The organism is Psychrobacter sp. CR212 (assembly GCF_059693765.1).
In genome coordinates this window covers 622,857-648,437 of sequence record NZ_JCATIF010000002.1, presented here as the reverse complement: position 1 = coordinate 648,437, position 25,581 = coordinate 622,857, and the positions used below count along the sequence as shown (strand labels likewise).

At 42.7% G+C, this 25,581-nt stretch carries 21 protein-coding genes; 13 read left to right on the top strand and 8 right to left on the bottom strand.

Going from position 1 to position 25,581, the window contains the following annotated elements:
- Positions 1–14: 14 nt before the first annotated feature.
- Positions 15–839, bottom strand: a complete 825-nt coding sequence (gene xthA, locus AC58CZ_RS07000; protein WP_186474621.1) for an exodeoxyribonuclease III — start codon at positions 837–839, stop codon at positions 15–17.
- Between the two features lie 232 nt (positions 840–1,071).
- Here xthA and AC58CZ_RS06995 point away from each other — a divergent pair, with 232 nt between their 5' ends.
- The 5 genes from AC58CZ_RS06995 (at position 1,072) to AC58CZ_RS06975 (ending at position 7,890) form a co-directional block, all read left to right on the top strand.
- A complete protein-coding gene (locus AC58CZ_RS06995; RefSeq protein ID WP_494224460.1) occupies positions 1,072–1,638 on the top strand; it encodes a thioesterase family protein in 567 nt (188 codons plus the stop codon).
- A 6-nt stretch (positions 1,639–1,644) separates the two neighbouring features.
- Complete coding sequence (locus AC58CZ_RS06990) at positions 1,645–2,481, top strand: ATP-binding cassette domain-containing protein (protein WP_494224459.1); 837 nt, start codon at positions 1,645–1,647, stop codon at positions 2,479–2,481.
- A gap of 103 nt (positions 2,482–2,584) precedes the next feature.
- Positions 2,585–3,361 carry an ABC transporter permease gene (locus tag AC58CZ_RS06985; protein ID WP_494224458.1) on the top strand — a complete coding sequence of 259 codons (777 nt, stop codon included), beginning with the start codon at positions 2,585–2,587 and terminating at the stop codon, positions 3,359–3,361.
- A 569-nt stretch (positions 3,362–3,930) separates the two neighbouring features.
- A complete protein-coding gene (locus tag AC58CZ_RS06980; RefSeq protein ID WP_494224457.1) occupies positions 3,931–5,628 on the top strand; it encodes an AMP-binding protein in 1,698 nt (565 codons plus the stop codon).
- Positions 5,629–6,189: 561 nt separating this feature from the next.
- Positions 6,190–7,890 (top strand): AMP-binding protein, encoded by a 1,701-nt coding sequence (locus AC58CZ_RS06975; protein ID WP_494224456.1) that lies wholly within the window; start codon positions 6,190–6,192, stop codon positions 7,888–7,890.
- Positions 7,891–7,977: 87 nt separating this feature from the next.
- On the opposite strand, the gene AC58CZ_RS06970 is transcribed toward AC58CZ_RS06975, so the two are convergent.
- From AC58CZ_RS06970 to sohB, 5 genes are all read right to left on the bottom strand, one after another.
- Positions 7,978–8,847 (bottom strand): SDR family oxidoreductase, encoded by an 870-nt coding sequence (locus AC58CZ_RS06970; RefSeq protein ID WP_494224455.1) that lies wholly within the window; start codon positions 8,845–8,847, stop codon positions 7,978–7,980.
- Positions 8,848–9,006: 159 nt separating this feature from the next.
- On the bottom strand, positions 9,007–9,768 hold the full coding sequence (locus AC58CZ_RS06965) for a histidine phosphatase family protein (RefSeq protein WP_494224454.1): 762 nt from the start codon (positions 9,766–9,768) through the stop codon (positions 9,007–9,009).
- A 42-nt stretch (positions 9,769–9,810) separates the two neighbouring features.
- On the bottom strand, positions 9,811–11,055 hold the full coding sequence (locus AC58CZ_RS06960; protein ID WP_494224453.1) for a phosphotransferase: 1,245 nt from the start codon (positions 11,053–11,055) through the stop codon (positions 9,811–9,813).
- Positions 11,056–11,230: 175 nt separating this feature from the next.
- Positions 11,231–12,478, bottom strand: a complete 1,248-nt coding sequence (locus AC58CZ_RS06955; RefSeq protein ID WP_071003587.1) for an acyl-CoA dehydrogenase family protein — start codon at positions 12,476–12,478, stop codon at positions 11,231–11,233.
- Between the two features lie 270 nt (positions 12,479–12,748).
- Complete coding sequence (gene sohB / locus AC58CZ_RS06950) at positions 12,749–13,729, bottom strand: protease SohB (protein WP_494224452.1); 981 nt, start codon at positions 13,727–13,729, stop codon at positions 12,749–12,751.
- Between the two features lie 374 nt (positions 13,730–14,103).
- Between sohB and aspS the strand changes: the two genes are divergently transcribed.
- From aspS to AC58CZ_RS06930, 4 genes are all read left to right on the top strand, one after another.
- A complete protein-coding gene (aspS, locus tag AC58CZ_RS06945; protein WP_494224469.1) occupies positions 14,104–15,930 on the top strand; it encodes an aspartate--tRNA ligase in 1,827 nt (608 codons plus the stop codon).
- A 67-nt stretch (positions 15,931–15,997) separates the two neighbouring features.
- Positions 15,998–16,978, top strand: a complete 981-nt coding sequence (locus AC58CZ_RS06940) for an LpxL/LpxP family acyltransferase (RefSeq protein WP_494224451.1) — start codon at positions 15,998–16,000, stop codon at positions 16,976–16,978.
- A 130-nt stretch (positions 16,979–17,108) separates the two neighbouring features.
- Complete coding sequence (locus AC58CZ_RS06935) at positions 17,109–17,903, top strand: glycosyltransferase (protein WP_423725428.1); 795 nt, start codon at positions 17,109–17,111, stop codon at positions 17,901–17,903.
- Positions 17,904–18,008: 105 nt separating this feature from the next.
- A complete protein-coding gene (locus tag AC58CZ_RS06930; protein ID WP_494224450.1) occupies positions 18,009–18,866 on the top strand; it encodes a WaaZ-like lipopolysaccharide core biosynthesis protein in 858 nt (285 codons plus the stop codon).
- A gap of 10 nt (positions 18,867–18,876) precedes the next feature.
- On the opposite strand, the gene AC58CZ_RS06925 is transcribed toward AC58CZ_RS06930, so the two are convergent.
- Positions 18,877–19,998, bottom strand: coding sequence for a glycosyltransferase (locus AC58CZ_RS06925; RefSeq protein ID WP_494224449.1), 1,122 nt, complete (start codon positions 19,996–19,998; stop codon positions 18,877–18,879).
- 289 nt (positions 19,999–20,287) lie between these two features.
- Between AC58CZ_RS06925 and AC58CZ_RS06920 the strand changes: the two genes are divergently transcribed.
- From AC58CZ_RS06920 to AC58CZ_RS06905, 4 genes are all read left to right on the top strand, one after another.
- Positions 20,288–21,289, top strand: coding sequence for a stealth family protein (locus AC58CZ_RS06920; protein ID WP_494224448.1), 1,002 nt, complete (start codon positions 20,288–20,290; stop codon positions 21,287–21,289).
- A gap of 83 nt (positions 21,290–21,372) precedes the next feature.
- The gene (locus tag AC58CZ_RS06915) at positions 21,373–22,539 is read left to right on the top strand and encodes a nucleotide sugar dehydrogenase (protein ID WP_494224447.1); all 1,167 of its coding nucleotides are present in this window, start codon (positions 21,373–21,375) and stop codon (positions 22,537–22,539) included.
- Positions 22,539–23,552, top strand: a complete 1,014-nt coding sequence (locus AC58CZ_RS06910) for an NAD-dependent epimerase/dehydratase family protein (protein WP_494224446.1) — start codon at positions 22,539–22,541, stop codon at positions 23,550–23,552. Before AC58CZ_RS06915 ends, AC58CZ_RS06910 begins: the two co-directional genes overlap by 1 nt.
- A gap of 83 nt (positions 23,553–23,635) precedes the next feature.
- Complete coding sequence (locus AC58CZ_RS06905) at positions 23,636–24,403, top strand: hypothetical protein (protein ID WP_494224445.1); 768 nt, start codon at positions 23,636–23,638, stop codon at positions 24,401–24,403.
- 66 nt (positions 24,404–24,469) lie between these two features.
- Here AC58CZ_RS06905 and AC58CZ_RS06900 read toward each other — a convergent pair whose 3' ends face one another.
- Positions 24,470–25,579, bottom strand: coding sequence for a glycosyltransferase (locus tag AC58CZ_RS06900; protein ID WP_238063347.1), 1,110 nt, complete (start codon positions 25,577–25,579; stop codon positions 24,470–24,472).
- Positions 25,580–25,581 lie beyond the last annotated feature (2 nt).

Here is a 25,581-nt window from a genome sequence, read left to right as displayed (position 1 = left end):
ACATCATATAAATATTACGGTTTTTTTAGATCAAATGCCGACCAAATGGGTGCATGGTCAGAGGGTTTTTCCATCGCGCGTAGCTCATAGCTGATGCCAGCATCGATGCATTCACTAACGAGGTCTGATGTGCATAAAATATGATCGATACGTAAACCGCGCTTGGGTTCATCATTAAAGCCGCGACTGCGATAATCGAACCAACTGTATAATTCGGTACTCTCTGGATAATGCAAACGGTACGTATCGGTCAACTCACGCGACATTAATGCTGAGTACCATTCGCGTTCCTCTGGCAAAAATGAGGTTTTTCTATTTTTTAACCAGCGCTTTGCATTGACCTCACCGATACCGATATCTATGTCTTCTGGTGCAATATTCATATCTCCCATGACAATAATCGAACGACCTTCTGCCTTTAGTGTATCAATATAAGCCATTAAATCTGCATAGTATGCACGCTTCATTGGAAACTTGGTTGGGTGATCTTGGCTCTCTCCTTGTGGAAAATAACCATTGAGCACATCCACTTCACGCCCTTCAAGCTCATAGCGTGCATGTATAAAACGCTTTTGTGCTTCAGTATCTTCGCTAGGAAAACCTTTTTGTACAAATATAGGCGCCACTTTCGACAATAATGCCACGCCATAATGTCCTTTTTGCCCGAAATACTCTACGTGATATCCTAGAGCTTTTATGTCATCAAGTGGAAATTGATCGTCATGGACTTTGGTCTCTTGTAGACCCATGACATCAGGATCGATTACCTCGCGCACTGCCTCAAGCTGATGCTGACGAGCGCGGATACCATTGATATTAAAACTGACAAAACGGGTCATAAACTGTCCTATACTGATTGGTTAAAAGACTGTGCTGATATAGATGAGTCTGATACAAAAGCCTATGATAACAGACCTAGGCTACCCTAGCTGTTGCATGGCCTTATATCTTGAGCTAGAGTAGCGCTTATTATAAATATAATAGAGACTATTTTTTGTCGGGTTTCTTATTTACCCACATATATAAATTACGTTCGCTAAACAACCTTTATCAAAAATACTGAGCACCCTTATGACGACAACTGAGCATAAAAATACAGCCGTGAATAATATGGAACCACTATTTGCTAAAGATTATAACGTCTACATCAACCATACGGATGCAGGCGGCATCGTTTATCATGCCAACCATCTGGTGTTTTTTGAAAACTGCCGCCGTGATTGGTTTACCAAGCTGGGTCTAAACGGTTATTTTTTGCAAACTGATGATGGCGACATACAGCATTTTGTCGTGAGTCAGGCAGACTTACAATACAAGAGAGCCATTCTCTTAGATGAAGTCATCTCTGTACGTATCGATAAAGTGGAGCTAAAACCTGCTAGCATCATATTCTATCAAAGCATTCATCGTAGCACATCAGATAATAGTGCTACAGACAAAACCACTAGCCAGATATTAAGTAGCACTAAGATCGTCATTGCTTGTGTACAAAACCTTGTCAAACCAGAGCCGATGACAAATGATAATACAAATCATGTTCAAGCTGACACCGCACCAATGCGTCCTATCCGTGTACCAAAAGAGCTACGCGATGCCATTGAACAAGCCATTAGCGAGCAAACGAACGAGCGACTGTAGAACGCTATGCGCATTGATCCTGATAGACCCTTGCTTGAATTTAATAATCTCTGGGTGCATGGCAGGCCGGTAGTCGGTAGCGATAATCCTAAGCATAGTAGTGGTGAACAGACAAAAATCTTTGTACCGCATAAACTCTATCAAAGGTGGTTAAATAAGCGACAAAAAAATGTGCTATCTGATGGACTATCGCCTCATAGCCGCATATTGATAAACGGTGCGAGTGGCAAGCTACTATCAGGACAAATCACCGTGTTGACAGGGGCTTCTGGTAGTGGCAAATCTGTCCTCTTGCGGGTGCTGGCAGGATTGTTGCCGATGAGCACTGGTGATATTCATTTGCGTAGTGATGCCACGCCACATCAGCGAGATGAAAGCATTCACGCCACATCGCCAATTACTTGGCGCAAGCAAGTGGCGCTGCTTGCTCAACAGCCACAGCTGTTAGAGGGCAATGTCCTTGATAATTTAAAGATGCCTTATGCTTTAGACGCGCATCAGACCCAAAGTTTTGATATAAACTGGCATTTGACCCAACTTGCGTCTTTGAATAAAAATGCAGACTTTTTGCAACAAGAGGCCAACCACTTATCGGGTGGTGAGCGTCAGCTGGTCAATACCTTACGCCTACTACAACTCAATCCGCGAGTACTATTACTAGATGAGCCAACCGCCGCGCTAGATATCGACACCTCAGCGCAGTTGGTCAGCTTGCTGATGAGATGGTTACAAGCAGATACTCAGCGCTCGTTATTATGGGTAACTCACGATACCAAAGAGATTATGTCATTGGCCAGTAGACATTGGCATATGCAAGCAGGTGTACTAACCGAAGCGCTCTAGGGCACGATATGATGCTCAAAAACTTGCTCGAAACCTTCATTACATCGTGCTCATGACATTACTGCCTTCCTTTATAATGAGCCCCATCAACGGTATGAATCATATGCAAGTATTTTTAACTTACAGTGATATTGCGCTTGCCAGTTGTATGATTATCATCGTACTACTCATCTCATGGCAACTGCGCTTAAAACTGACGACCACACTCTTAATGGCCGCTGTTCGTACGATCGTGCAGCTTAGCTTTATCGGTCTGATACTGGCATGGATTTTTGCACGCGAACAATGGTACGAAGTGTTGCTGATTTTGACCATTATGACCCTGATTGCAGGGAGTGCTGCCAAAAATCGTGTCAAACGCAGCTATAAAGGGTTGCTAACCGATACGCTAATAGCCGTAGGTACCTCAGCGACACTGGTCACTGCAATAGCGATGATCGTTATCCTAAGAGTGCAGCCTTGGTATACGCCGCAATTTATTATTCCTATACTGGGGCTGATATTGGGCAATTCTTTGACAGCCATCTCCTTAACGAGCAATCAGTTGATCGAAGCTTTTCATGAGCAGCAAAGGCGTATCGAGATGATGCTGAGTCTTTCTGCTCGACCATTTGAGGCCGTCCATGAGCAGATTCGTACCGCAATCACAAATGGCATGACCCCAACGCTCAACTCTATGCTAGTCGTCGGTATTGTCAGCTTGCCCGGTATGATGACGGGGCAAATATTGGCTGGTGCCGACCCCACCCAAGCGGTCCGCTATCAGATAATCACGATGTTTTTGATCTGTGTGAGTAGCACACTTGGCTGTACCATCAGCGCGCTGCTCATTTATCGACGCTTTTTTAATAAAAACAAGCAGTTTATTCTGCCTCATTGATGCCATTTTCTCTTTGCATGATATTCATCTTATTGACCATCAAACGTTGCCAGCTTAGCGACTTGCACCATGAATGAGTCATATCCATTTTAATACTTACGCAATCACTTCTCTGTTTTATCAATAAATCCTTCTACTCTATTGACACGTTTGACTCACTCAAAAACTTATCTTGCGGTAGCAAATTTCTTATACATCATATACCTGCTGTAGTGTTCATTTTTATCTATGTACTGCTCAGTCTTGCTTTCTATTATTGTCTTCAACATTATTCATGCTAATGTATTGCTTAAATGTATCGTTTTTTTGATACCGTAGTTGCAAAAACCAGATAATATCTACTTGAAATACAGGTTATTTCTGTCATTGGGTTATCTAATTGTTTGATTCATTTAACTCACCCATCAGTAGTTAATTAGATTGAACAACGGCAACAACAGCAAGCAGACACGGACGTTACTGCATCCAATAGCAGGTTAATCACATTAATGCTGATTTGTGATATTGACATGCATATGACTGCTTTCTTAAAAAACATTCACCTATATCAAACTGCAAGGACGCTGACTATGATGCCAAACAAACCTTGGCTTGACCAATATCCGGCAAGTGTACCAAAGACGATTAATCCTGATACTTATGGCAACGTGATGGAGTTGTACGAGGAGTGCTTTGAACGTTTTAGCGGGCATCCAATGAGTATATGTATGGGTGTTACGCATACTTATAATGATGTCAATAACGCTTCTTTGGCAATCGCAGCTTGGCTACAGGCTCAGAGGTTACCCAAAGGAAGTATCGTCGCGCTGATGATGCCAAACCTACCGCAATATCTACCGACGATGATTGGTATCTTGCGTGCAGGCTACGTCTGTACCCCAATCAACCCACTCTATACAGGTCGTGAGCTACGCCATCAGCTAAATGATTCAGGCGCTCAAGTGATTTTTGTGGTGGATAATTTTGCCCAAGCTCTTGAGCAAGTCGTCGATGAAACCGCCATCAAACGTATCGTCTTATCTAAACTTGGCGATATGATGGGACTTAAGGGTATGCTGGTGAATACCATCGTCCGTCAAGTCAAACGCTTGATACCCAAATACGAGCTCAACGATCCAAAGCATGAAGTTACTAAATTCCCGGACGTGCTCAAGCAAGGCAAAACTTTGCCTTTTCATGCACCCAAAATGACTTTAGATCAATTAGCGATTTTGCAGTACACAGGTGGCACAACGGGTCTGTCTAAAGGCACGATACTGACCCAGCGCAATATCGTGGCTGCAGCATTGATGGCAGAAGCTTGGTATCGTCCGGTGACCTCAGACATCAATGAAGTGTATATCAATATGGTCATGGCATTGCCGCTCTATCATATTTTTGCGTTTTCGCTGAGCCTACTCGGTATGCGCTCAGGCTACACTTTTATTCTAGTACCCAATCCGCGTGATATGCCAGGGTTTGTCAAAACCTTGTCAAAACAGCCGTTCCATATTTTCCCTGCGGTCAATACGTTGTTTAAGGGGCTGCTTGATACACCCTCTTTTAAAAACTTGAATTTTGCGCCATTACGCATCTCTCAAGCTGGTGGTATGGCGGCCACCAAACAAACAGCCGAGCGCTGGTTGGAGGTGACAGGCTGCCCTATGGTTGAAGGCTGGGGTATGACAGAAGGAGTCGCAGGCGGTACAGCGAACCTCGTCACCGATGACCAATTCAACGGTACAATTGGGATACCTGTCCCCAATGTTGACATCATTCTCATTGACGAAAATGGTGAGCGTGTGGGCACGCACCAAGCAGGTGAGATGTGTATCAAAGGTCCTAATGTAACCTCTGGATACTATAATAGAGACAGCACTAATGATTTCACAAGCGACGGTTATTTCCGTACTGGCGATATCGCGAGTATGGATGAAAAAGGTTACTTTACCTTATTAGACCGCAAAAAAGACATGATATTGGTCTCAGGGTTCAATGTATTCCCAAGTGAGGTTGAATCTGTGATGCTAGACTGCGACGGGGTGATTGACTGCGCTGTGATTGGCATTCCTGATGAACGTCAAGGTGAGGCAGTCAAAATCTATGTGGTTCCTGCAGACAATAACGTGACTAAGGAAGTGATTACAGATTTTGCATTAGACAATCTGACGGGTTATAAATGTCCGCGCTATATTGAATTTGTGAGTGATCTGCCAAAGAGTAATGTCGGTAAAGTATTACGTCAAAAACTGCGTGAGAAACATCATGCAGACCACCCTCAACAATAAGTAACTTCTCTTGAAAAAAGCGCCCTATATCAATAATAAGGCGCTTTTTTGTTGCGCCTATTTGCTTTGAATGTCTCATTGAAAGGTAAATGTATCAAGCACAAATTTTTATCTACTCTGATCAATTCTGTATACCCCTCACTCTCCAACATATATTTTTTCATATATCAAACCCAAATATAAACTATCAAGTTCTCGTATGCCTGTAACGAGTTTAGTTGTAGTTATGTTAATGTAAGCCCGCAATGTGTCACTAAGTTTTCTGTCGATTTAGATTAATCGAATATTGACTTTAGACACGTCAAAACTGTTGATTTGAAAGGTATTTCAATTTTAGAAACAGTAACCCGTTATTTGATCTACCCAGAAGCGTATTTATTAAGCGTTTAGTCTTGGTAGTTAAATCAAATTTTATAGAGGACTCTGTACGTTAGCAGTATGTGAAAACAAAGGATAGCACTCGACAATTCATCGCTCAAAGAGCACTGATGTATATCGTCGACATGGATGTGACTACTTTTTTATAGACCCTTAACTTATCTTAATTTAAGGACGCTTGGCATGACAGTAGATAAACCTTGGCTTGCTCAATACCCAGAAAACGTACCCAAGACCATTAATCCCGATCAATATGAAAGCCTCATAGAGTTGTATGAAGAGTGCTTCAACCGTTTTCGTATGCATCCGATGACTATCTGCATGGGTGTGACTCATACTTATGATGACGTTGACAAAGCATCATTGGCAGTAGCAGCATGGTTACAAGCTCAAGGCTTACCTAAAGGCAGCGTCGTGGCACTCATGATGCCAAACGTCCCACAATATTTACCAATCATGATTGGTATCTTACGCGCAGGTTACGTCTGTACCCCGATCAACCCACTATATACAGGTCGCGAGCTGCGTCATCAGTTAAATGACTCAGGCGCTCAGGTGATTTTTGTGGTGGATAACTTTGCTCAAGCGCTAGAGCAGGTTATCGAAGAGACCAATATCAAACGGATTGTCCTCTCAAAAATGGGCGATATGATGGGTCTAAAAGGTATTTTGGTAAATACTGTCATCCGTCAAGTCAAACGCTTAGTGCCTAAATACAATCTAAATGATCCTAAGTACAACGTCACGAAATTCCCTGAAGTACTGAAAAAAGGACGTAATCTACCGCTTCAAGCACCCAAAACCACGCTGCAACAAAAAGCGATTCTACAATACACAGGCGGCACAACGGGTCTGTCTAAGGGTGCTGTTTTGACGCAGCGTAATGTCGTCGCAGCGGCGATGCAATCAGAAGCATGGTACCGTCCAGTGACCTCAGACATTAATGAGGTGTACATCAACATGGTCATGGCCCTACCCTTGTATCATATCTTTGCGTTTATGCTCAGCTTACTTGGTATGCGTTCAGGCTACACTTTTATTCTAGTACCCAATCCGCGTGATATGCCAGGGTTTATCAAAACGCTATCAAAACAACCGTTCCATATTTTCCCTGCGGTCAATACCTTGTTCAAAGGGTTGCTTGATCAGCCAAGCTTCAAAGAATTGGACTTTAGCTCATTGCGTATCACTCAGGCGGGTGGTATGGCGGCAACCGAGCAAACAGCAGCCCGTTGGTTAGAGGTGACTGGTTGCCCTATGGTTGAAGGTTGGGGTATGACAGAAGGGGTTGCTGGCGGTACCGCCAACGTCATTACTGATCGTAAGTTCAACGGTACAATCGGCATACCTGTTCCTAGTGTCGATATCATCGTCGTCGACGAAAATGGTGAACGTGTCGCCATGCATGAGGCAGGTGAGATGTGCATCAAAGGCCCAAACGTCATGTCAGGCTATTTCAATCGAGACAATACCAATGATTTCACAAGCGATGGTTACTTCCGTACTGGCGATATTGTGAGCATGGATGAAAAAGGCTACTTCACTTTACTAGACCGTAAAAAAGATATGATTTTGGTGTCAGGATTCAATGTATTTCCAAATGAGATTGAAGCGGTCATGCTTGACCATGAAGGTATCGTCGATTGCGCCGTGATTGGTATCCCTGATGAAAACCAAGGTGAAGCCGTCAAAATCTATATTGTGCCTGCAGACAACAATGTCACCAAAGAAGACATCAAAGAGTTTGCATTAGACAATTTAACGGGTTATAAGTGCCCGCGTCATATCGAGTTTGTCAGCGAACTACCAAAAAGTAATGTCGGTAAAGTATTGCGTCAAAAGCTACGTGAGCAGCACATATCAGACAACCCGCAAACGCTATAATCTGTACATGATTATTTAGCCATAGAGACAAAAAGCCCACTGTTATTAGAGTGGGCTTTTTTGTTTTTATTGCACGAGCGTGTTGCATCAGCTCAATCGACTCATCACTTGCAGCGGCAAACGCTTCATCGCCTGTCCCACGATTGACCATGGTAGGCTCGGTACACACGCCTCTTCTACCTCGGCCTCAATCGCGGCAACGATCGCTTTAGTACCTGTCTCAGTATCGACTTCAAACGGCAATGGCTTGGCATTCGTATTAATCTCAGTACGGATGTAACCGGGATAAATAGTAGAGACCTTAATAGGCAACTTAGTCAATAGCATATCAGCACGAATCCCTTCTGCAAGATGTGCCAAACCTGCTTTACTCGCGCCATAAGCTGTCAGGTGCTTAGGCAGGCCACGCATCGCTGACATGCTCGACATGACGACCAGATGACCACTGTTTTGAGCCCGAAAGATATTCATCGCCGCTTCGCATTGTGCCAATGCCGAGATGAAATTAATCTCAACGGTACGGCGATTGGTATCAAAACGTCCTTTACCAATACGGCGACTATCGCCAATCCCTGCATTGACCACAATACGATCAATAGTGCCAAAGTCAGCAGCAAATGCGTCAAATACCTTAAAAACAGCATCATAATCACTGACATCTAACGCTCGGTACTCAACGCGTATATTAGGATATGCTGCTACCAGCTCTGACTGCAAGCGCTCTAAACGATCAGTACGGCGCGCACAGATAGCAAGATTATAACCAAGCTTAGCAAACAATCTTGCCATACCCTCGCCCAATCCTGAGCTTGCTCCTGTGATCAGGACGGTTTTGCCTTGACCAACCTGCTGTTTGTTTAGGTCTTTTAGATAGCGTGATGGCTGAACGGCGCTAAATACCTGAGCTTTACTTTGTTTGGCGCTTTTAGTGACTAAATTAAGCAGTTTGTGTTGCATAAGCCCTCCCTTGTATCGACTCTAAATGACACTCCAGTTTTATAGATTCTCTGTACCAACGACAAAAACTGGTTGACTAAAATCGTTTATTGTAATGGCTAATGCTCTACAAATACGTGGCGATTGTGTATAAAAGCGCATCCAAACCCATTGACTCAATTATCGCCACGTCACAAACTGCTTGCCTTCAGAAAATAAATGACTGTATTCATTTAAAGACAATAAATGCGCGCGCTGACTCTTTAGGGTGATCGATGTCACGCCCGTATTGACTAAGCTCTTATTTAACTGATAAGCGGTTTGACTGCCTTGGCTCAGTAGCTGTGCGGTAATGGCAGCGATGACACCGCCTGAGGTAAAGACCAATACAGTGCTATTTTGGTCTAAGCGCATATCGGCTATCTTTGTACGTACCTGTTCAAGCGCTTGCTGCGCACGGTCGTTAAACTGCGGCCAGCTTTCAATATAATCCTGATCATTGTTGCCACCATGCCAGCGCTGCATCGCTTGATCAAACAGCTCAGCAAGACGCCGATTTGGTGATTGAGCATTGGCAATTTCAGCGGATATCTCAGCTTGGTTATCAAAATCACCAGCGGATTTCACAAACACATCCTTGTGATTGAACTCGTCAAATTGCGGCAAAATATAGCTTTCATGCTCATCAAAGTTGATGGCTGTCGCAATGGCCATGTCGTCATTATTGGCCTGAGCAAACGGTTGATACCCTTGCCAAAAATGGCGAGCAGAGTCTTGTTGCCTGACCAGATTACCCGTAAATATCGCATCGATACGGCGCTGGGTATTTGCATAGTGTTGACCCAGCATTTTTGCTTGGGTTTCACCTAGCTCTGACAGCCGATCATAGTTTTCTTGACCAAAAGAAGCCTGACCATGACGGGCTAAAAGTATGGTTGTCATAAAATACTGCCTTTTATTATATTGTCCAAATTGCGGTTTTTCTTATACTTCAGCTGAATCAGAGGGCTTAGCAAAATAGCCTTTTGGTAAAATGCCTTTCACTACTTTTTGTACAGGGTCTGGCAATTTCTCAATCGTTGCCGCATCGACTCCTCTGTCTTCTAAATATGGCTGAACGTGTGCATTGAACAGCGCTTCGCCTTCATATTGTGCAATCAGTTTTAGACATTTGGCATGCATGACATGTATGGCAAGCCACGCGTTTTTAAATGCTGGATTGGTGGTTTGTTTATGATAGTAGCGATAGTAGATTTGCTGAATGATACCTGATAGACGAAACAGCCCAAACACTTCATAAAAGGTCCAGTTATCTATCTGTAGTCCAGACTTTTCTAGATAATAAGCAACCACTTCGTCACGCGTCATCATACCTTCTAAGTGAGTTGGCTGGCGACGAAACTGCTGCATGACAATATTGTCGTCTTCCTCAATCCAGTAAGCCAACGCACTACCCAAGTCCATTAGTGGATCGCCAAGGGTTGCCATCTCCCAATCGAGGACTCCGATAACTTTAGTCGGCTCGTTTGCATCGAGTATGACGTTGTCAAAGCGCCAGTCATTGTGAATAATGCACGTTTTGCTATCAGCAGGGGTATGCTTTTTGAGCCACTGTCTGACCAAGGCAAAGCTTGGGACGTTGGGTGTCTTTGCTTTGATATAACGCTTGTCCCAGCCACTAATTTGGCGCGCGCAGTAGCCATCACCGCGACCCAAATCAACCAAATCAGGATGCTCTGTATAATCTATTTGATGCAGCTCTACCAAGGCGTCCAAAACATTGGTGCAAAGCTGACGGATTTGTTCAGGATCTAGATCGACCCCTTTTGGTAAATTGGCACGGGGAATGATCCCTTCCATACGCTCCATCACATAAAAATCAGCACCTATGACAGATTCATCTGTACATAGCGCAATCATCTCGGGCACATAAGGATAAGCATCTTTTAATGCTTTTTGAACGGTATATTCGCGTACCATGTCGTGCGCAGATTTTGCCTTGGTACCTTTTGGTGGACGGCGTAAGATAAGATCTTGGTTTTTATCATCGCCTTCATATTGTAAGCGATACGTCCAGTTAGAAGCCCCGCCTGAGAACTGAGTGACTGTAGGCTCGCCTACGACATCGACACCTTGGCTACGTAGCCATGCGCTGATAGCTTGGGTATCAAGCTCCTCACCCTCACGCACCGCACCGCCTTTATCTAATACTCTATGGTCAGTTGACATGTGACATTCCTTATCGTGTGATCAGTTATTTTTATAACTTATACTTATAGTAGTAAAAAACAGTCATAGTGATGAAAAATTCACTACTAAATCGTTAATAGTGAATTTCCAATTTTTTATTTTCAGCAATAGTGGCGTGAGCAACTTAAGGTTTACTCACACCCAATGATTAATATTAGGCTTTGTTAGACTTAGAACGGCTAAAGCCCTGACGCTTTAGCTCTAGCTTGGCAATCATGGTTTTATGTACTTCATCAGGACCATCTGCCAACCGTAGCACACGAGCTTGCGCATAGAAATTTGGTAACAATGTGTCTTGGCACACACCCATGCCACCATGAATCTGAATCGCCATATCAACCACTTCTTGTAGCACCGTTGGCGCAACCACTTTGATCGCAGAGATTTCAGTCAATGCCGCTTTGGTTCCTTGAGCATCCATTTTTTGCGCCGCATAAAGGGTTAGCAAGCGCGCTTGATCAATTTTGATACGCGCCTCAGAGATACGCTCAAAGTTTCCACCCAATTGTAGTAATGGTTTACCAAAGGCCGTGCGCGACATGCCGCGTTTCACCGCCAGCTCTAAAGACTTCTCAGCCGCGCCGATACAACGCATGCAGTGATGAATACGACCTGGCCCCAAGCGACCTTGCGCAATCTCAAAACCCTTACCCGGCCCACCAATAAAATGACTGACGGGCACACGTACATTATCAAAGCTGATCTCACCATGACCGTGCGGCGCATCATAATCGCCAAACACTTTAAGCATACGTTTGATATTCACACCCGCAGTATTGACTGGTACCAGTACCATCGAGTGCTGATGATGACGATCTGCGCTTTCATCCGCGGTATAGGCCATAACAATCAAAATATCAACCGCAGGATCGCCAAGGCCCGATGACCACCATTTGCTACCGTTAATGACAATTTCATCACCATCGACCACAGCAGTTGCTTGCATATTGGTGGCATCGCTTGAGGCCACATCAGGCTCAGTCATACAAAACACTGAGCGGGTCTCACCTTCTAATAGCGGCGTGAGCCATTTGTCTTGCTGTTCTTGCGTACCATAGCGCCATAATAGCTCCATATTGCCGCTGTCAGGCGCATTGCAGTTAAACACATGCGGCGCGAGCAAACTGCGACCCGTCAGCTCTGCAATCGGTGCATAGTCAGTGACTGAAAGCCCTGCACCTAAGGTGTCGTCAGGTAAGAATAAGTTCCATAAACCCGCTTCACGTGCTTGTTTGCGTAGGTTGTCATAAGCGTCTGGCCATTCCCAGTTTTCCCAATTTCCATCAGGATTTTTCTTATGACATTCTTCCCAGAATTGGGCTTCGATGGGTTCAATATGCGTTTCAATGAACGCTTTGACTTTGGCATGCATGGCTTGACCATGTTCCGTTGCGGTAAACATTAAATTGTCGCTAGACATAAATGACTTCCTTTTCTTTATTGATTGTCTAAATCGGGTTTTGACAAAAAGCTCTGCTAGATCTTTAATGCGAGCTTTAGTGTACGGACGTATACTGTTTTCTGTATCCTACATTTATAACACAGCAATTATGATTAAACAGCAAAAAGGCGCGACCCGTTAGGACACGCCTTTTACAAAATACAAACAGTGTATTGCTGAACATATGACCGCTAAAATATTAGCCATCAGACATCATAATGATATCTAACACTATTTTAGAATATTCAAGCGGCTGTTTGACTCAAAACGTGCGAGCGCATCTGGCAGTTTATCCACTGCCATACTGAGCGTCGCTTCTGCGGCTTGCGCAAGGCCCAGCTTCTCTGCCAGCGTAGGTTTCTGACGTGAATGTAATGCGTACACCTCATTGTCTTCCATACGCTCTAAAATGTAGCTGTCAGAGGTCTGCAAGCTGTCAATCAGGTTAAGCTTTAACGCATCTTCACCATACCAATGCTCACCTGTGGCCACTTTGGCAACATCTAATTCTGGACGATAAGTATTGACGAAATGCTTGAATAGCTCGTGCGTCTGCTCTAGCTCTTCTTGGTATTTGGCACGATCTTCGGCATCGTTTTCGCCAAATACAGTCACCGTGCGTTTATAGTCGCCAGCCGTAAACATCTCATAATCGACATCATGGTTTTTGAGCCATTTATGAAAGTTTGGCAATTGTGACACCACGCCGATTGAGCCAATAATCGCAAATGGCGCTGCCACCACATTGTCTGCCACGCACGCCATCATGTAGCCACCACTTGCCGCCACTTTATCGACGCATACTGTGAGCTTTAGGCCAGCGTCCCTTAAGCGCACCAATTGCGCGGCTGCCAATCCATAACCATGCACCAAACCGCCCCCTGATTCGAGGCGTACAATCACTTCATCGCCTTTGTTAGCCGTACTGATTAAGGTGCTGATTTCTTCGCGCAGATGCTTAACGGCAGTGGCTTTGATATCACCTTCAAAATCCAAAACAAAAACTTGCGAGGCATTGTCAGTATTTTTTTTCTGCTTTTTGCTTTTTGCTTTTAGCGCCTGCTTGGCTTTTTTTGCCATGGCTTTTTTGAATGCTTTAAGCGCAGCTTTGCCTTGGGTGGCTTCCATTAAATCTTCACGGCGCTGTTTTTGCGCTTCATTTAAGTGTCTTACTTTTAGCTCAACCGGGTTTTTTGGTGGATGAAATAGCATGATTACAAATCCTCAAGTCAGTAGGTATATCAATATAGATGTTTTTATTCAGGTACGGTTGATATGCGCACGCTCGCTGGTATTTTCAAGCAAAATGACAATATTTAACCTAATATAGATATCGCTCAATAAATACAGCCGATACCAATGCATGGCTGCGCTTTGATTGAACTCAGCCGGTTGTATAACAAAGGTAGATTAGGCATAATATGCGTTTATATCAAATTTTCTGCAGCCAACGTGATGACCCTTTGTCTTGATCGCGTTGTTTGTGTGTTTTTTTTGCAAATCGCTTGAAACGCACAGCAATGGCTGCATTATTGTACTTCGAATTGGGCTGATAACTGGATAACAATATTATGACGCAAAGCACTATGACGCAAAGCGAATACCGAGACGAGTATTGCGGAGCTGTAACCGAGAGCTTGCTTGAGCAAACCATTAGTATCGTAGGCTGGGTACATCGTCGTCGCGATCACGGTGGCGTGATTTTCTTAGACATGCGTGACCGCGCGGGTATCTTGCAGGTGGTTGTCGATCCTGATACACCAGAAGCTTTTGCAACGGCCGATGCGGTACGTCCTGAATACGTACTAAAAATCACTGGCCGCGTACGTCGTCGTTATGAAGGTACTGAAAATAACAATATGACCAGTGGCCAAATTGAGCTATTGGGCAAAGAAATTGAAGTACTGGCCAAATCTGAAACCCCGCCATTCCCATTGAATGACGAAAAAACGACTGTGTCAGAAGACTTACGTCTAAAATATCGCTATCTCGATATGCGTCGTCCGCAAATGCAAGAGCGTATGGTATTCCGTGCCAAGGCAACGTCAGCGATTCGTCGTTATTTAGATGATCATGGTTTCTTGGATGTAGAGACCCCTATTCTGACTCGTGCAACGCCTGAAGGTGCGCGTGATTATCTTGTACCATCACGTACCCGTCCTGGTAACTTCTTTGCCCTGCCGCAATCACCACAGTTATTTAAGCAGTTATTGATGGTGTCAGGTTTTGACCGTTATTATCAAATCGCGAAATGCTTCCGTGATGAAGATTTACGTGCCGATCGTCAGCCTGAGTTCACTCAGGTCGATATCGAGACATCTTTCTTGAACGAAGAAGAGATCATGAACATCAATGAGGGTCTGATCAAGCATTTGTTCAAGACCATGATGGATGTTGAGTTCGAGCAATTCCCTCGCATGACGTACGCTGAAGCAATGCGCGACTATGCATCAGACAAGCCTGATTTACGTATTCCATTGAAACTGGTTGACGTTGCAGACTTGATGAAAGACGTTGATTTCAAAGTATTTGCAGGTCCCGCTAACGATCCTAAAGGTCGCGTCGCTGCCCTTCGCATTCCTGGTGGCGCTTCATTGAGCCGTAAGCAAATCGATGCTTATACCAAGTTTGTTGGTATTTATGGTGCACGCGGCTTGGCTTATATCAAAGTCAATGACGCAAGCCTCATCAACAATGGTGTGGACAAAGAGTCTGGCCTACAATCACCAATCATCAAAAATATGACTGATGATGTACTTGTGAATTTGATTGAGCGTACTGCTGCAGAAGATGGCGATATTATCTTCTTTGGTGCAGATAAAGCCAGTGTCGTGAATGACGCAATCGGCGCATTACGCCAGAAAATCGGTCTAGACCTTGAAATGACAACTTGTGAGTGGGCGCCGCTATGGGTGACTGACTTCCCGATGTTTGAGCAAACCGATGACGGTCAATGGACGTCAATGCATCATCCATTTACCAAGCCTAGAGGCTCTGTTGAAGCGCTGAAAAACAACCCAGAGTCTGCGCTATCTATCGCTTATGACATGGTGTTGAACGGCACTGAGATTGGTGGTGGTAGCTTACGTATCAATACCTATGATATGCAGCAAGCCGTCCTTGAGGCATTGGGTATCGGCGAGCAAGAGGCAGAAGACAAATTTGGCTTCTTACTTGATGCCCTAAAATTTGGTGCACCGCCGCATGGTGGCTTGGCGTTTGGTTTGGATCGCTTGATTATGCTTATGGTAGGCGCTGACTCTATCCGTGATGTGATCGCATTTCCAAAAACCAAAACTGCTGAGTGCCCCCTAACTCAAGCACCTGCTGGAGTGGATAGCAAACAGTTACGTGATCTTGGTATCCGTGTGCGTGAAAAAGCACAGGCTGACACCAACAAACCTGCTCAATAAAACATTTGATGATGTACTATTGCTGTCTACAGTGCTTGTTACGCGATTCATCGCCATGTGAGTGGTTATGAATCCGTATCATGTTTTTAAATTCGTGCCATTGTCTGTACTACAGATGCTGGCACGTTTTGTCGCTTGGGTTATCGTCAAGATACCAAGTCTCAGCATCATGCGTACCATTCATATCAATATGGCGCTGATTACGGACAAATTGTCTGAGCCGCAAAAACGCGCACTGACCAAAGACATCATCTATCATCAATGTCTGACCAGTATTGAATCTATCAAAAGCTGGGCAATGCCACCTGAATGGAGTATTGCCCAGATTCGTGACGTCCATAATAAAGATATTCTACTAGAAGGTCTTGCCAATCCCAATGGCATGCTTGCTATCGTCCCTCATCTCGGTACATGGGAGATGATGAACGCGTGGCTCAATCAGTTTGGTTCGCCAACTATTATGTACAAGCCTGTAGACGGCAGATTCGCTAATGAGTTTATTCTTCAAGGGCGTGCGCGTCTCAATGCAACCTTGGTGCCTACCGATGGTAGCGGTGTTAAAGCCGTGTTTAAAACCCTCAAGCAAGGCGGCTTTAGTATTGTATTACCAGACCACGTCCCAGATCCGTCAGGCGGCGTAGTCGTTCCTTTCTTTGGTATCAAAACATTAACCAGTACACTTGCCTCAAAACTGGCGAGCAAAACCAAATGTGCCTTAGTTGGCTTGTCTTGTATTCGTCGTAATGATGGACGCGGTTTTGATATTTACTGCTATAAGCTCGACGATCCAGCGCTATATGACCGCAATACCGAAGTAGCGACTCACGCACTCAATCAAGCCATGGAGCATATGATTAAAGACAACTATAGTCACTATATGTGGGGCTATCGACGTTTTAAGCGCATACCAAATCTAGGCAATCCTTACCGAAAAGATAAAGCCACTTTAGCAGCCTTTATTCGGTCTCATCACGCTACTGGAAGTCGTTCTGGTAACGATGTAAGTGGTTCTTTTACTGATGACACTAACATCGATAATCGCAAGTAATAACTGTACTATAGTTTACTGATTTAGACATATCATCAATCACAGTTATGCTAATATTGGCTAAGTTCTGTACCCTCTAATTTTTATTAGCCCTTCATTTACCTCACTATTATCTCACTACGAGTGCATTATGACATCTGACGTAACTAAAACCTTACCTATAGAACCAACACAAAACCATACTGCTGAACAGCGTTATATCATTTGTATGAAATGGGGTGATAAATACGGTCCTGAATACGTCAATCGTTTGTACAATATGGTGAGCCGTCATCTGAGCTTAGATTTTCAAATGGTTTGCCTAACTGATGACAGCACAGGTATTGATCCTGCGATTGCTTGTTATCCCATACCTGACATGGATCTACCAGCAGGTCCTGAACGTGGCTGGAAAAAGCTCACGACCTTTAAACCTGAGCTATATGATTTAAAAGGTGTGGCACTATTCTTAGATATTGATATTGTGATTGTCGATAATATTGATGCGTTTTTCACTTATCAAGCGAAGCACGAAGACAGTGTGGTCATCATCCGCGACTGGAAAAAGCCGTGGCGTATGATTGGCAATAGCTCCGTGTATCGCTTTAATATTGGCATGAATACCTATCCTGATTTGCTGGCAAACTTTGAGCGCAATTTTGAAACCATTCGCACCCAAGTACGCCATGAGCAGGCTTACCTCTCTAACTATTTGCGCGAGCATCATCACCTAGAGTACTGGGATAAGACATGGTGCGTGAGCTTCAAGTATCAATGTATCGCGCCCATCCCTTTTAACTTTGTGCGGACACCTACACTGCCAGATAATGCAAAAATCGTCATCTTTCATGGCGAGATTAACCCGCCCGATGCCATTGCCGGTAGCGGCGGTAAATGGTATCGACATGTAAAACCAAGCCCATGGTTAAAGCAATACTGGCAGTAAATATATAGCCATGAACCATGTGTATATAGTTCACCAATAGTCCAAACAATTTGAAGGCAATGCATTAGGATACAAGTTATTTGAGGTCAACGACTGGAAAATAGTATGGCGTTATATTTAAGATTACCTGCTACCGCTGGGTTCAACATTAATAACGAGCTCATCATTATTAATGCTTTTAATGCCAATGAAACAGAGCAAAGCTTGCTTGGACAAGACGTCAATATTATTGCCTCAGGCCCATCGGTACAACAACTATCGTTGTCAGAACTATTAGACACGCCCACTATTTTTGTCAACGGTAGTATCAGCCTTACTGAGCACCACGCCTTCGATCATATTGCTGGTTATGTCATCAGTGATGCGCGCTTTATCAATCATCAACCTGAAATTCTACGGCAGCATTATACGGGTCAACCTTTGTATGCAACATTAGCCGTCTTTGAAGCGATGGCCACGACTCGCCCTGATATCATGCGTACGTATCATCACGCCATGCGGGTATTGTATCCAGTAGACAGACCATGGGGCGTCAAATCAAATAAGCTATCATTCAATAAGCTCATATTTAAGAAAAAACGCCTGAATAAGAAAATGCCTTTATCCTACTTTATCAATCATCCGAATTTTGTTATTGATAGCAGTCAAAGCGCAACTGAGATCGGCGTCTCCCTCAATGTCACTCATGGATTTGTCGAGGCGGGTACGGTTGCTTACGTAGCCACACAGCTGGCTTTCTCACGCCATGCAGCGACCATTCACCTATACGGGATTGACTTACTCAATAGCGATCAACCACGGTTTTATGAAAACAACCACAACCGTGTCCCAACAACGCTAAATAAAGTCATGAACGAGCGCATCGTACCTTCGTTTAACTTATTGGGTAGAACTTATAAGACTCACGGTGTCGATGTCGTCAATCACTCTCCTGTCTCCAAATCTCTATTTGATACTCTCTAATCTCTCGTCTCTACTGTCTAGCACCTTGCTTTACCAATAGACCAAACTTTAGATATTGCTGCGCGATATGATTTGGCAATAGCTGCTGATTTAGCGGCACTATGTAATTCGTCAGATTGTCTACTGCTTGATCGATGAGCATCGCCAGTCCCTCAATATCCCCGACAGCTACCAAGTTTTCAGTCGGTAGCAGCTCTCTTGGACCAAATGGACAATCGGTACTGATTACTGGTACGCCAAGTGCTTGCGCCTCTACAATGACATAGCCAAAACCCTCAAACTTAGAGGTGAGCACCATCAATGCCGCTGAGGCAATGATCGGATAAGGATTACTCTGAAAGCCCAAAAACCTAACACAGTCACTAATCTTAAGTTGAAACGCTAGCGCTTTAATCTCTGCTTCAAGCTTGCCTTTACCGACCAATACTAATGGCAATGTCCGCGCTGTCTTTGCATAAGCGTGCAATAAATCTCGATGGCCCTTCATGGTATCAAATGACGCCACATGAATCATATAGTGTTTGTCTCTCAAGCCAAACGATTCGATACGCGGTATTTGTGCTGCTTGGCTCTGAATCCAAGCAGCATCACAAGGATTATAGATGGTCGTCGTTTGTGTGATGTCTCCTAAAAGCGAGTTTAAGTCTTTGCGTGCACCCTCGCTGACACAGCTACACGGATGAGCGCCGTAGACCATACGTAAATGATTTATCGTCTGTAGTGGCTGATTAGATAATTGCTGTTGAAACTGCTTAGATAGCGCTGTATGCAGCACATTCACGATGTTGGGTAATTGGCTGTACGCCATAATCCAATTCACTTTATAAATATTAGCCAATATCAGATTTGGCCTCCCTATTTGGCTAAGCACATACTCATCAATACGCTTAGCGACTGCCACGTAAGCCTGTGCCTGTTTAGAGTTTGGCTCAATATCTTGCTCAGAAAAAACCTCATCGTATGGCACGATATGATAGTGAACGTCAGCATCTAGCGGCATATCCTGTGTTTCTTCTAGACATAGAATATGAACACTATGACCCATTTTTGCATAAGCGCTTGCTAACGTTGTGACCATCCGCTCAGCACCGCGGCCTTCAAGCGCTTTTAAAATAAATAGAATGATGGGCATTGATATCTCAACTTGGTTTTTTGAATGATAGTCATACAAGGCATCCATGTTCACAATGATTGCAGGATTTTGGTTCTTTATGCTAGTCTCATCTACTTTTATTCACTACAGTATAAGCTAGGCTTATCAACTGACGCGTAAAAAATCATGAATATTGTTGATTTTATAAATCAGTTAACCCTTGCTAATACAGGTGTCAATAAATATCATAGCTGATCTAAGTAGAATCAACATTTAAATAGAATGTATAGCCACTAAAGACACCTATTGAAAAAAAACAGGATCAATCATGCAGCAACTTGATGAGAAAACAGTAGACGTTGTCATCGCTTGGGTGGATGGCGCAGATCCTATACTCAAACAAAAAAGAGAGTCCTACAAGCCAAGTAACACCGTAGCGTCAGATGCCATAACTGCCACCCGCTTCGCAAGTGATGATGAGATATACTATAATATTGCCTCTATCATCAAATACGTGCCTTTTTGCCGTCATATTTATGTGGTCACCGACCAACAAAAACCTGCATTCATTGATGAATTTGCCAAGCAAAATATCTGTGCAGCAGATAAAATACGTATTGTCGATCACAAGGAAATATTTTCGGGTTATGAAGAATTTTTACCGACCTTCAACACTCGATCAATTGAGACGATGATTTGGAATATCCAAGGATTGTCTGACTATTTTATCTATATGAACGATGATTTCTTTTTTAATCAACCAGTGACGATAGATGACTTTTTAGACAGTGAGAAGCTAATCATTCATGGTGAGTGGCGTAAAAGTGCTGCTTTGAGTGCCAAGCTCAATTTTCGAAAATCACGCTTTAAATTGTTTGGCACACCGATACAGCCAAGGCATACTATCGCGCAAATGTTAAGTGCTAAAATACTGGGCATGAATCAGTTTTTTGAAATTCATCACTATCCTCATATTGTCGATAAAAATATCTTAAAGTCCCATTTGTTGAATCATCCGCAATTATTGACCGAGCAGATAAAATATAAATTTAGAGATGTGGCCCAAGTGAATCCTATAACGCTAATGAATCATCTAAAAATTCAAAAAGGCGAAGCAAGTTTAAAACCTAACACCTCTATCAACTATCTAAAAAACGAGAGTAGCGTAGAAGATTTTATTCTTGCCTTAGAAGATAAAACTATTAAATATGGCTGTATTCAAAGTTTGGATCTTCTTGAGTCAGACTTATATAAAAAAATCAGCCAAGCCATGAGGCACAAATTCTTGGCTTATCTACCTGCTTCTTTGATAGCAAGCACCGATAAATAAATTTAGTTTAAGATTGAATGGTGATTAATTTCACTTCCTCTTGATCTAAACCAATAAAAGCTCAAAAATCACTTGGATATATTATGAAAATAGCAGTAGTAGGTACAGGCTACGTAGGCTTATCGAATGCAATGCTGTTAGCACAGCATAATGAAGTCGTTGCTGTCGACATTGTCGCTGAAAAGGTAGAATTGCTAAATAATAAGCAATCCCCTATCGAAGATACAGATATCGACAATTTTTTATTGAACAAAGAGCTCAATTTTTCTGCAACGCTGGATGCCAAAGAAGCTTATAAAGGTGCAGATTTCATCATCGTTGCCACGCCGACTGATTATGATACCAAGACCAATTATTTCAATACCTCCACAGTAGAAGCCGTCATTGAGCAAGTGCTGTTAGTGAATCAACAAGCAACCATTATTATTAAGTCTACAGTGCCAGTAGGTTACACAACCAGTATCAAAGAACGTTATGCGACTGATCGCATTATTTTTTCGCCTGAGTTTTTGCGAGAAGGTAAGGCACTACATGACAATCTTTATCCTTCACGTATCATTGTAGGCGCACAGACTGAGCAGGCTCGAATATTTGCCAATTTATTACTTGAAGGCGCAATCAAAAAAGATGTGCCCCTCTTATTTGTAGAATCCACTGAGGCTGAAGCGATTAAGTTATTCTCTAATACCTATTTGGCCATGCGTGTGGCCTACTTTAATGAGCTTGATACTTATGCTCAGACGTTTGGACTCGACACCAAACAAATCATCGAAGGGATTGGCTTAGACCCTCGTATTGGCAATCATTATAATAACCCTTCCTTTGGCTATGGCGGCTACTGTCTGCCCAAAGATACTAAGCAGTTATTAGCAAATTACGATGAAGTGCCAAGCAACCTAATAAAGGCCATTGTCGATTCTAATAGAACCCGCAAAGACTTTATTGCCGATAAAATCATCGAAAGACAGCCAAAAATCGTGGGAATACATCGCCTAGTAATGAAAAGTGGGTCAGATAACTTTAGAGCATCTGCCATACAAGGCATCATGAAACGTATCAAGGCAAAAGGTATAGAAGTCGTTGTCTACGAGCCTGTGCTAAAAGAAGACAATTTCTTTAATTCGCGTGTGATTCAAGATTTAGACACCTTTAAATCAATGAGTGATGTCATTGTCGCAAACCGCCTATCTGATGAGATAAAAGATGTGGCGGATAAAGTGTTTACGCGAGATCTATTTGGGAGCGATTAATGAAAATACTGGTCACTGGGGCGGCGGGTTTTATTGGTTTTCATTTAATCAAGGCGATCCTAGAAACAGATCTATCTGCTAGGGATTACTGTATCGTTGGTATCGACAATATCAACGACTATTATGATACAGATCTAAAAGAAGCGCGTTTGAGAATATTAGGTGAGATATCAGATCCAGAAAGTTTTACATTTATTAAGTTAGACCTTGCTGATCGTGAAGCCATGTCTGAGCTTTTTTCCACCTATCAATTTGATACGGTTGTTAATTTAGGTGCCCAAGCAGGTGTGCGCTATTCTATCGAAAACCCTAATGCCTATATCGACTCAAATGTGGTTGGCTTTGTTAATATTCTAGAAGGCTGCCGTCATCATGATATCAAGCATCTGATCTATGCCAGCTCTAGCTCTGTCTACGGTATGAATATTAAGCAGCCATTCACAACGTCTGACTGCGTTGATTTTCCTATCAGCCTATATGCCGCCACCAAAAAATCCAACGAGCTTATGGCACATAGCTATAGCCATTTATATAATATTCCTACGACAGGATTAAGGTTCTTCACTGTTTATGGTCCTTATGGTCGACCTGATATGGCATATTTTTCGTTCACAAAGAAAATTCTAGCTGGCGAGCCAATTAATGTATTTAATAATGGTGATATGCAGCGTGACTTTACATACATTGATGATATCGTCAACGGTATCATTCGCATTATTAATAAAGCACCTTTGCCCCAGCATTCTACTATTACGACTGCAGCTGCCCCCTACAAGATTTACAACATTGGTAATAATCAGCCTGTCACTTTGCGCCGTTTTATTACTGCCATTGAAGATGCTTGTGGTAAAAAGGCACAGGAAAACTTATTGCCCATGCAAGCAGGCGACGTACCGATTACTTACGCCGACATAGATGAATTGGTAGATGATATCGGATTCAGACCTGAAACGAGTATCGAAGAAGGTATCAAACAATTTGTCGATTGGTATAGACAATATTATTCAGTTTAAACAAATAACAATGATCTTTAAGGCTTATATCATAGAGATTAAGGCGCTAATATCTTTATATATTTTTAAAGGATTTTGATAACATGGCTACACCTTCAAGTTGGCAGAGAAAATTGATATTGATCTTTCGAAGCGAAAAAAGATTGAATGCGGGTAAGATTATCAAAACCTATAATGATAGAAGCTTTGATGAGATGAAAGCAACAACCATTACTGAATCAATGTGTGATATTGAAGCGTTAACTAACGAGCGTAAAAGCACAGATTTAGAAATCCATTTGAATAACTTGAAATACAAATCGCTTGGTGAGTCTGAGCTCTGCTTTTATCACAACACGCTTATTATACTAATGCGCCGTAAGTACAAAATAGATAAAACATTCGCTGAATTTGAAAGACTATGGGAAGCAGAGAGCGACTATTTATTGACACATCTGTCGTTGCGCTGGATTGTCTCTGCTTGCGATACGTTTATTGATCATTCAAACAATACTCATAGAGCAGCTATCTTAATGAATGTCGTAACTCTAATGAATACTTTACGTACTTATGAAACCAAAAACTTTCTGCAGTTATCCACTAATGCTGAATCTATACCTTTGCTAACTGAAAAAACCGATATGCTTTATGCTGGTGACTTGCCTCTGTACGATGGTCTTACTTATTTTCGTATCGGCACCGATGATAGCTTGAGAAATATGCGAAAACGCTATAATAAATTTCAGAAAGTTGATAAATTGGCCACGACCATGTTACTGGCAGTGTTTGAAAAACTGCAGAATAATGACAGTGCTTTTGCTACTCTACGGCAGTTGCACAGAGATGATTGGTCTAAATGGTGGTTGGATTAGTCTATCTCATATATTACTACACGACTACACCCTACACCTTTTATCAAGGCTGCAACCGAGTAATGTCTAACCATTAGTTCTCATAAAATCTATATATTGTTGAGCAATATTAATTGGTGATAACTCTTTGTCAAACGAGGACTGATATGTGTCAGCCTTCTCCATTGCTTCATCCATCTTCTTAGCTAATGTATCAATATCTCCCACAGGGACGAGGTTGTGTGGTGGTAGCAACTCACTTGGACCCGATGGGCAGTCTGTACTGATAACAGGTGTCCCTAAAGCCAGTGATTCAGCAATAACCCGTCCAAATCCCTCAAAGACTGATGACAAAACCATAAACTGTGCTTTTTGGATATAAGGATATGGATTTTTTTGAAAACCTAAAAAATGTACACGGTTATCCAAACCTAAAGAAGTAACCAGCTCTTTCATTGACGCCAGCAATACACCTTCACCCAATAATAGAAGTGGCAATGTTTTCCGAGTCTTTGCATAACTTCTAATCAATACTTCATGAGCTTTTTGAGTCTTAAAACTACCAACGTGAATAATGTAACTGTCAAACTCTGGCTCAAACTCTGATGCCAATTGCACAATCTGTCTTTGGTCAATCGGGTTGTATATTGTCGTTGTATTCATCACACCCAATGTAGCTTGAAAGTCTTTTTCGACTCCTTTACTAATACATATACAAGGATGCCGAGAATATATATTGCTTAATCTTTTATCATTTGCTTTTTTGCCTTGGCTTCTAAACAATTCAATTTTTTTAGAAATAGTATTTCTAATTACGTGTGCGATATTGGGCAGACTACTATGGCGCAAGACCATATCGGCTTTATCTAAATTCGCTAGCGTCAATATTGGAGTACCAATCTCTTTAAGCACGTATCTGTCTAATACTTTTGCAAAATACCAGTACCTAAGACTTTTAGTAGGTATAGAGTTATAATCATTTAGGTCTAGTTGATGATAAGTAATATCATCATTGAGCTCATAAGCTACTTTAGATTTGAAGCGTAAAATATGGACATCATAACCTAACTCGTGAAAACCTTGTCCCAGCGTCAAGACCGAACGCTCTGCACCGCCACCTTGCAAGCAGTTAATAACCAATAGCACTTTTTCTTTACTATTCGAATTTTCTTTTTTTTCTGTAGTATTATCAATCATTT

Bases quoted from the DNA above. Each gene is read 5' to 3' on its own strand.
- AC58CZ_RS06960 (WP_494224453.1), bottom strand. From the start codon at position 11,055: ATGTCAACTGACCATAGAGTATTAGATAAAGGCGGTGCGGTGCGTGAG.
- AC58CZ_RS06965 (WP_494224454.1), bottom strand. From the start codon at position 9,768: ATGACAACCATACTTTTAGCCCGTCATGGTCAGGCTTCTTTTGGTCAA.
- AC58CZ_RS06995 (WP_494224460.1), top strand. From the start codon at position 1,072: ATGACGACAACTGAGCATAAAAATACAGCCGTGAATAATATGGAACCA.
- AC58CZ_RS06935 (WP_423725428.1), top strand. From the start codon at position 17,109: ATGACATCTGACGTAACTAAAACCTTACCTATAGAACCAACACAAAAC.
- AC58CZ_RS06900 (WP_238063347.1), bottom strand. From the start codon at position 25,579: ATGATTGATAATACTACAGAAAAAAAAGAAAATTCGAATAGTAAAGAA.
- AC58CZ_RS06925 (WP_494224449.1), bottom strand. From the start codon at position 19,998: ATGCCCATCATTCTATTTATTTTAAAAGCGCTTGAAGGCCGCGGTGCT.
- AC58CZ_RS06930 (WP_494224450.1), top strand. From the start codon at position 18,009: ATGGCGTTATATTTAAGATTACCTGCTACCGCTGGGTTCAACATTAAT.
- sohB (WP_494224452.1), bottom strand. From the start codon at position 13,729: ATGCTATTTCATCCACCAAAAAACCCGGTTGAGCTAAAAGTAAGACAC.
- AC58CZ_RS06910 (WP_494224446.1), top strand. From the start codon at position 22,539: ATGAAAATACTGGTCACTGGGGCGGCGGGTTTTATTGGTTTTCATTTA.
- AC58CZ_RS06915 (WP_494224447.1), top strand. From the start codon at position 21,373: ATGAAAATAGCAGTAGTAGGTACAGGCTACGTAGGCTTATCGAATGCA.
- AC58CZ_RS06980 (WP_494224457.1), top strand. From the start codon at position 3,931: ATGATGCCAAACAAACCTTGGCTTGACCAATATCCGGCAAGTGTACCA.
- AC58CZ_RS06940 (WP_494224451.1), top strand. From the start codon at position 15,998: ATGAATCCGTATCATGTTTTTAAATTCGTGCCATTGTCTGTACTACAG.
- AC58CZ_RS06990 (WP_494224459.1), top strand. From the start codon at position 1,645: ATGCGCATTGATCCTGATAGACCCTTGCTTGAATTTAATAATCTCTGG.
- AC58CZ_RS06985 (WP_494224458.1), top strand. From the start codon at position 2,585: ATGCAAGTATTTTTAACTTACAGTGATATTGCGCTTGCCAGTTGTATG.
- AC58CZ_RS06905 (WP_494224445.1), top strand. From the start codon at position 23,636: ATGGCTACACCTTCAAGTTGGCAGAGAAAATTGATATTGATCTTTCGA.
- aspS (WP_494224469.1), top strand. From the start codon at position 14,104: ATGACGCAAAGCGAATACCGAGACGAGTATTGCGGAGCTGTAACCGAG.
- xthA (WP_186474621.1), bottom strand. From the start codon at position 839: ATGACCCGTTTTGTCAGTTTTAATATCAATGGTATCCGCGCTCGTCAG.
- AC58CZ_RS06920 (WP_494224448.1), top strand. From the start codon at position 20,288: ATGCAGCAACTTGATGAGAAAACAGTAGACGTTGTCATCGCTTGGGTG.
- AC58CZ_RS06955 (WP_071003587.1), bottom strand. From the start codon at position 12,478: ATGTTTACCGCAACGGAACATGGTCAAGCCATGCATGCCAAAGTCAAA.
- AC58CZ_RS06970 (WP_494224455.1), bottom strand. From the start codon at position 8,847: ATGCAACACAAACTGCTTAATTTAGTCACTAAAAGCGCCAAACAAAGT.
- AC58CZ_RS06975 (WP_494224456.1), top strand. From the start codon at position 6,190: ATGACAGTAGATAAACCTTGGCTTGCTCAATACCCAGAAAACGTACCC.